Raw genomic sequence first — 8014 nt, forward strand, 5'->3', positions numbered from 1 at the left:
GTTCCCCTGAGGTGCAGTATAATTTGGAGTAAGAATCAGTGAGATTATACTAAATTTATAGAGATATGCAATGTTATTAAAATATTCTTTAATGTTGTAGATACAGTGCCATACCATACTGCACCCCAAGGGTCTATATAGAAAAATAGTTACGAGGCTTAAGTTTTGTGACTAATTTAACTTTATTTTAAATTTTTAATTCACATATAGACCCCAGGGGTGGAAGATAATACTGTGTAGCTATCCTTCAATTGTATAAATAATTTAAGAGTGGATATAAATTACATATAAGATAGGGTTAAAGGAGGAGCATAGGAATGGCTTCAGTGGTTAATAGTTTTGCTATAAGTGGCGTTGATGGATATTTAGTAAATATAGAAACGGATGTTATAGGTGGGCCAGCATCTATAAATATTGTAGGGCTAGGTGATGCTGCAATTAAAGAAGCTAAGGAGAGACTTCAAGCATCAATTATAAATTCTAGATTTCATTTTCCTAATAAAAAAATCATTATAAATTTAGCTCCAGGGGATGTTAAAAAAAGTGGTTCTCATTTTGATTTAGGTATGGCCATAGGCTTAATAGTTCAAAGTAAACAGGTTACATTTCCTCACCTTGAAAGCTATGGATTTATTGGAGAACTTTCTTTGAATGCAGATCTACGTCCTTGTAGCGGAGTATTGCCAATGGTCATGGAGGCAAAGAGAATAGGAATTAATAATATTATTTTACCTAAGGAAAATATAAGGGAAGCATCTTTAGTTAGTGATATAAATGTATTTGGATTTAATAAGCTTTCTGAAGTCATTGATTTTCTTCAAGGGGTTAGCACTTATACAATAGAAGATTATAAAGATGAACATATTATAAGATCAGAAAGTATTTTAGATTTTAAAGATGTAAAAGGACAAGATGATGTTATTGAGTACATAATTGCAGCAGCAGCAGGTGGACATAATATACTTATGTCAGGTACTCCAGGCTGCGGAAAGTCCATGATAGCAAAACGATTTCCTACAATATTACCAACCCTTTCAGAAGAAGAAGCTTTAGAAGTTACAAAGATTTATAGTGTAGCAGGGCTTATTAAAAGCAAAGGGGATTTAATAAAAGAAAGGCCTTTTAGATCACCTCACCACAATGCTTCTACAAATTCTTTAATTGGTGGTGGGAATAATGCTATTCCAGGGGAAATATCCCTTGCTCATAATGGAGTTTTATTCTTGGATGAAATTGCAGAATTTAATAAGAAGACTTTAGAAGCACTAAGGCAGCCTATGGAGGATAAAGTAGTTACTATATCAAGAGTTAAGTATACTCACACATATCCTGCCAACTTTATGTTGGTCTCAGCTATGAATCCATGCCCCTGTGGATACTTTGGGCATGAACGATGTAAATGCAGTGATTATGAAGTTTTAAAATATAGGCAAAAAATATCTGGACCTATTTTAGATAGAATTGATATACAAAAATATATGAATCCAGTGGATTTTATCGATTTATCAGAATTTAAACCATCTTTAAGCTCTAGTAGTTTAAGGGAGAGAGTAGAGTTTGCAAGAAATATTCAAAGAAAAAGATTTGAGAATATAGCTAATGTTAACTGTAACAATCAAATGAAGGATAGTCATGTAAGAGAGTTTTGTGCATTAGACAATGAAGGAAAAGAAATTATGAAGAAGGCATATGATGTATTTAAGTTTAGTGCTAGAAGCTTTAATAAATTTTTAAAGGTAGCAAGAACTTTTGCAGATTTGGATGATTCTAAAAATATTGAAAAGTCTCATGTTGTAAAAGCATTAATGAGTAGAGATTTGGAAAAAGAAGAGGGAAGAATGGATGTGGTTTCCTAAATGGACAATATAGAAGTATTTTATATTTGGCTTAGCAAACTAAAAAATGTAGGAGTTAAAACCACAAGAATTTTATTAAAAGAATTTAGCTGCCCTTATAAAATATACACTTCTAATAAAGAAGAACTTAGCAGAATAAAAGGGCTAAGAAAAATCTCAATAGAAAGCATATTAAGTAGTAGAGACTTAAAAGAGGCACGAGAAATATATAATAAATGTTTAACTTTAGGGATAAAAATATTAACTTATGAAGATAAATTATATCCCAATTATACTAAAGAATGTGATGAAAGTCCGATAGTACTTTATTACAGAGGTGAATTGAAGGAAATAAAGGATGGTGTAAGTATTGTAGGGTCAAGAAGATGTAGTGGTTATGGGAAAAATGTAACCAGAGAAGTAGCAGAGGCTTTAGTTTTAAAAGATATTCCTATAATTAGCGGCTTTGCTAAAGGCATAGATAGCCAAGCGCATACTGTAGCAATAAAAAATGGTGGATATACACTAGCTTTTTTAGGAAATAGTGTTGACATATGTTATCCTTCAGAACAAAAAGAACTTATGAAAAAAATTATCGATAATGGTGCAATATTAGCTCAGTTTCCACCTACAACTAAGCCTGAATATTATAATTTTCCTAAGAGAAATTATTTAATAGCATCATGGTGCAAGAAACTTTTAGTAGTAGAAGCTTCGGAAAAAAGTGGTGCCTTAATAACTGCAAATTTTGGCAGAATGTTAAATCGAGAAATATATGCAGTACCTAATAATATATATTCAAGAGAAGCCATAGGGACAAACAAACTAATATTAGAAGAAAAGGCGAAAATCTTTATAAATACTTCTCAGCTAATAGATGATAAAAGAGTAATGGCTAATGTTCAATTAAGCTTATTTGATAATTTAACAGATTTAGAAGAAGATATAGTAAATCTATTAATGGAAAGACCTATGTGCTTTAGTGAGCTAATAAATAGAATGGAAAAAAGTTATTTAGAAATAAGACATTTAATAAACACTATGGAATTTCAGGGTAAGATCCAAAGTAAAGGAGGAATTATTTCTTTGGTAAGAGCATTTTAGGCAGTTATATTAGTAAACAATTAAATATTGCGTTTATTGAAAAATAATTTAGCAAAATGTAAATTATTAAAGATTTAATTTTAAAGTATATTAAGCAACATAATAAAAGAATGGGTTAATATACAATTTGTCGATTTTTGCATATAACAAACATAAAAAATATGATTTTTATTAATTTATGAAAGAAGCTTGTTAAATTTAATTATCTTTTGCATTTAAATTATGTACAAGTATTAAGAATTTGAGAGTAATTTGTTAATATTATTTAAAAAACATAAAAACATATAATTTATAATGTATAATGAGAAACATATAGCAAAACTTTAATATAGTTATTTCCACTAATTATGTATTAAAGTTAATCATTATAATACTCAATTATTGATGGAGTATTATATAAAAAATGCAATAATCTTTTACATTGTCCCTCATTTAAGCTTTTAAGTATTTAAAAGCTTAAGCCCTATGAAATTCATAGGGCTTATTTTTGTTCATTATTAAAAGAGCTTAGACAATAAAAAACTACGGGAATTAAGTATGAAAGATGAAAATTAAGATTAAAAAACTGGCTTGAAATAATAAGAAGCAGTAAAAGAAACTTACATATTAGAATTTTTTGTGAAATTTTAATTTTAATTTTAATTTCAGCTTTAAAAAGTAGCCCTTTTTTATTCAAGTCATAGTATATAAGGGGAGTTCAAAGAAATTTGATTTAAATGAAGCAAAATATTTACGACGAAAGAAAAAATTTATAAATATGATGAAATATAGAAAGAATCTAGCTTAAAATATTAAAAAAGCTAATGAATTTCTAAGGTATTGGCTTGTGTCAATGCCTTTCTTTATTTTTAACTCAAAATTAGATAAAGTCTCAAATTTTATTTATGTATAGCAATTTATATAGAGTTTCATAATAGAAATTTAATTTATACATGATTTTAATTTCCATAATAAAATTCTTACCATGAATTAAAAATGAAGAATGAATAATTATGGTTAAAACTCCACTGTCAAAGTCTTTGGTGTTTTTAGAATAAATTCTATTTTAAGAAACCCACTAAGGAAAAATTTCATCCTAAATTCTCCATTGTCCACTGATTAAGTAATTATACTTCCTAATAATAAGCAAATAATGAAATAATGATATAAAATATACATTTTTGTAAAAACTTTAATATAACTTTAATTTTAAAAGAAACATTTTCGAGTTTTCCTCATAGTATATATAAGAAAGCTGAAAATTAATAAGAATAAGCTTTCATAACTAAAGATAGGATTTTGTAAAATTAGCTATAAAGTAACTATAATATTTAATCAATTAAAAGCTAGCACTAATTAATTTTCCAAAGATATAAATAAAATAATGGGGGAAATTTATATGTATAATGAAAATGATTATGGCTATAGATGCGGCCATCATGAAGAAGATAAATGCAAAAAAGAAAAAGAAAAAGATAAATGTAAAAAAAGATAGTATAATTTATCAATTATAAAAAATAATTAAATCTTTAAGGTATTGGCATATGCCAATACCTTTTTTTAGCTCTGGAAAACTTAGTCAATGGAGAACTTAATCAGTGCACAATGCACAGTTCACAATTCACAATTAAGGATGAAATTATTTTTTTAGAAAAATAATTTCTTTGAATATATTTATAACTAGCAATGTAATTGCTAGTTATAATATGGCGAACACTGTTCGCCGCTACAAAATTAACTCTAAATTTCTCAGTGATAGCTGAGAAATATCTACAATTGTGCATTGTGCATTGTGAACTGTGAATTAAATTAAGTTCGCCGCTACAGTTAACTAATTCTAAATTTCTTAGCTTCTGCTGAGAAATACCCTCAATTGTCAATCGTGAATAGTTAATTCTCAATTGTATAAGGGTTATTAATTTTCTATAAGACTATTAATTATTTCTATATAAGTACGATATACATTATATAGACACTAGTATTAGAAGGAATATTATAGCAATATGAAGAAATATAAATAATTATAAGTTATGCGCAAGAAAAGGAGAGTAGAAGAATGAAGAGAACTTTCAAGATTTTAGGAAGCTTTGTTATAAGTACATTTTTGCTAGCAAATGGTACAAAGGCTTTTGCATCAGATTATGACAGAATAGATATTAAAAAAATTTATGGTAAAGATAGATTTTCTACAGCAACAGAAGTGAGTCAAGAAGGATGGTACTATAGTGACTATGCTATTGTCGCAAATGGATTGGGATTCGCAGATGCTCTTTGTAGTACACCACTTTCTAAGGCAGTAGATGGCCCTATACTTTTAACACATGCTAATAAGCTACCAGATACTACTAAAAATGAAATTAGAAGACTAGGGGTTAAAAAAGTTTACATAGTAGGTGGTACAGGAGCTGTAAGCAAAAATGTTGAAAATCAAATAAGATCAATGGGTATACAAGTACAAAGATTAGGTGGAAAAGATAGATTTGAAACTTCTTTGCTTATTGCTAAAGAGATGGAAAAATTAGTTTATGTTGATGACATAGTAATTGTTCCTGGAGATGAAAAATTTGAAGGAGCAGATGCGTTATCTATTGCACCTATCGCTGGTTCAAGAAATATGCCTATGTTATTAGCTTCAAAGAATGAGATTTCTCCTAGTATTAAAAAATGGATAAGTGGTATGAATGCAAATAATACTTATGTAGTTGGACAAACTGGGGCTATTTCAGATAAGGCTATTAAAGATATACCTTCTGTTATAAAGATAAACGGTAAAGATAGATTTGATACCAATCTTAAAGTTTTAGATGAATTTAGTTATTATTTAGAATATGAGCGTGTTTACACTTCTAAGGCGGTTGATTCATCAATAGTAGATGCTTTAACAACAGGGCCATTAGCAGCAAAAAAATCTTCACCATTATTATTAGTAGGAGATAAGCTAACACCTGCACAGAATAAATACTTATCAGCATTAGCTTCTAGAGAGCTTATAGCTATTGGAGGAGAGACTCCAAATGATGTAATTTTAGGCTTAGGAAAGCTTTTAGATAAAAATGCAGCATCCAAAATCAAATCTGTAACAATAAATGAGCCTAGAGAAATAATTATAGAATTTGATGGAATAGTTAAAAAATCTAAAGCAGAAAGCAAATATAATTATGAAATTCCTGGAGTTCGTATATCAAGAGTAGAACTTATGGATGGATATAGTATAGTAAAATTAACATTAAGAGATGACTTAACTAAAAGTAAAATATCCAATTTAGAAGGAACAGTAGAAAATATACTTGGAGACAATATGAAGGTAAGATTCAGTAAGAAGAATTCTTCATATGATGATAAGGTTACAGATAATGTTAAGCCGACTATTACTGGAGTAGAGGTTTCAGATATATCAGGCACTTCATTAAAGAGAATAAAAATTAAATTTAGCGAAAAGGTTAAAAAAGCAGATGCTACTAATTTAAATAATTACAGTATAAAAGATAGTAAAGGCGTAAATGTTAAACTTACAAGTGCTTCCTTTGATAATAAGGATGAAAATGAAGCAACAATAGTAACAGAAAGCGTAATAAATAGTAATGGAAGCTATAAATTAGAAGTTAAGGGAATTAGAGATTTATCCAATAACATTATGAATCCATATGGCAAGTCAATAAGCTTAAAGGATACTACTAAGCCAAAGGTTGCTTCTTTTAAAATTACGGATACTTCTAATCCAAATATAAAATATATAAATATAACCTTTAGTAAAGATCTAAATGAAGCTTCTGCTATAGCAAAAGGAAACTATATCATAAAAGATGAAAAAGGTAAAAGCTATGCAAACTCTATAAGTAAAATTGAGTTTGATAAATATTATAAAGATAGAGTAACTGTTACTATAAACAATGTAAGTATGGATGGAGAATGTACTATTGAAGTCAAAAATATCAAAGACCTATCAGGAAATGCAATGGAACCATACAAAAGCAGCTTAAGCCTATCTTTAGCAAGACCAAGTGTTATTTTACCATTCCAAATTGATTTTGTAGATAAGAATTTTAGTAATAAAAGAATTATAAAAGTAAGATTTGATAGAGATATGAATAAAACTGATGTATCAAGAACAAGTAGTTATGTAATAAGACAAGGTAGTATAACCGTACCAGTTAAAAAAGCGGAATACTCTAATTCTGGTGGACAATATGTAGCAACATTAACTACAGAAGATTTCATTGAAGAGGGAGAATACAGCTTACAATTCCAAGGCATAAAAGATGCTACTGGAGTTCCATTAAATTCTCAACCAGTAGATATATATATAAGCAATTTAATAAGGCCAAACATTTATTATGCTAATACCAAAATTAGTGACATATATGTAAAAGATACAAATAAAAAAGATGTTTTAACAAATAGAAAAACAATAGAAATTAAATTTGATAAAAGTATGAAAGCAAGTACCATTAATAATATGAAAGCAAACTTCGTTATTCAAAAAGATGGTAGTGGAGAAAAAGTGTTGGTTAAAGATGTTAAATATACTGACAATAGTAATCAATATATAGCTACTATAACTACGGAAGACTTTAAGTTTAATGGAGATTACAGTATTATTATTAATAACGTAACAGATTCTTCAGGAGTAAAAATAAAAAAAGATACTACTGATAGATTCAAAGTGTCTAACATTAAGCCACAAATTAAAGAAATATCTAAAGGAGCTGGAGAAAATCAATTAGATATATCATTTAATGAAATGACACTAGATGAAAAAAGTGCCCAAGATATTAGTAACTATAGTTTACTAATTGGAAAAGAAAAAATTGCTTTAGATGAATTATCTGTAGATAGCAATAAAGTGACATTAACTTTGACTAAAGAACTTGAAACAGGTTGTGTTTATGAACTAGAAGTTTCAGGAGTCTCAGAAGTTGAAAAAAACATAATGAATACAGAAAAATATACTTTTGAATACGATGGCAAAAAATTAATAAATATTAAGTTGATTTTTAAAGATGGAACAGCAGTGACAAAATAGTTTCAAGGTGTATAAAAACATTAAAAGCGTGATTTAATCACGCTTTTTTTATATGTGCGCCCAGCATGGGCGT

General features: G+C 28.4%; 3 protein-coding genes. All 3 read left to right on the forward strand.

What is annotated here, in order from left to right; genetic code table 11:
* Positions 1 to 317: 317 nt before the first annotated feature.
* The 3 genes from B2W91_RS12565 (at position 318) to B2W91_RS12575 (ending at position 7941) form a co-directional block, all read left to right on the forward strand.
* Positions 318 to 1856, forward strand: coding sequence for a YifB family Mg chelatase-like AAA ATPase (locus tag B2W91_RS12565; protein WP_291581432.1), 1539 nt, complete (start codon positions 318 to 320; stop codon positions 1854 to 1856).
* Positions 1857 to 2939: a DNA-processing protein DprA gene (gene dprA, locus B2W91_RS12570; RefSeq protein ID WP_291581433.1), complete on the forward strand. Its 1083-nt coding sequence runs from the start codon at positions 1857 to 1859 to the stop codon at positions 2937 to 2939.
* 2035 nt (positions 2940 to 4974) lie between these two features.
* Positions 4975 to 7941, forward strand: coding sequence for a cell wall-binding repeat-containing protein (locus tag B2W91_RS12575; RefSeq protein ID WP_291581434.1), 2967 nt, complete (start codon positions 4975 to 4977; stop codon positions 7939 to 7941).
* The last annotated feature ends 73 nt before the right edge of the window (positions 7942 to 8014 follow it).

The sequence above is a fragment of the Clostridium sp. UBA6640 genome (assembly GCF_002455975.1).
Taxonomy (GTDB): domain Bacteria; phylum Bacillota; class Clostridia; order Clostridiales; family Clostridiaceae; genus Clostridium_J.

Bases quoted from the DNA above. Each gene is read 5' to 3' on its own strand.
- B2W91_RS12565 (WP_291581432.1), top strand. From the start codon at position 318: ATGGCTTCAGTGGTTAATAGTTTTGCTATAAGTGGCGTTGATGGATAT.
- dprA (WP_291581433.1), top strand. From the start codon at position 1,857: ATGGACAATATAGAAGTATTTTATATTTGGCTTAGCAAACTAAAAAAT.
- B2W91_RS12575 (WP_291581434.1), top strand. From the start codon at position 4,975: ATGAAGAGAACTTTCAAGATTTTAGGAAGCTTTGTTATAAGTACATTT.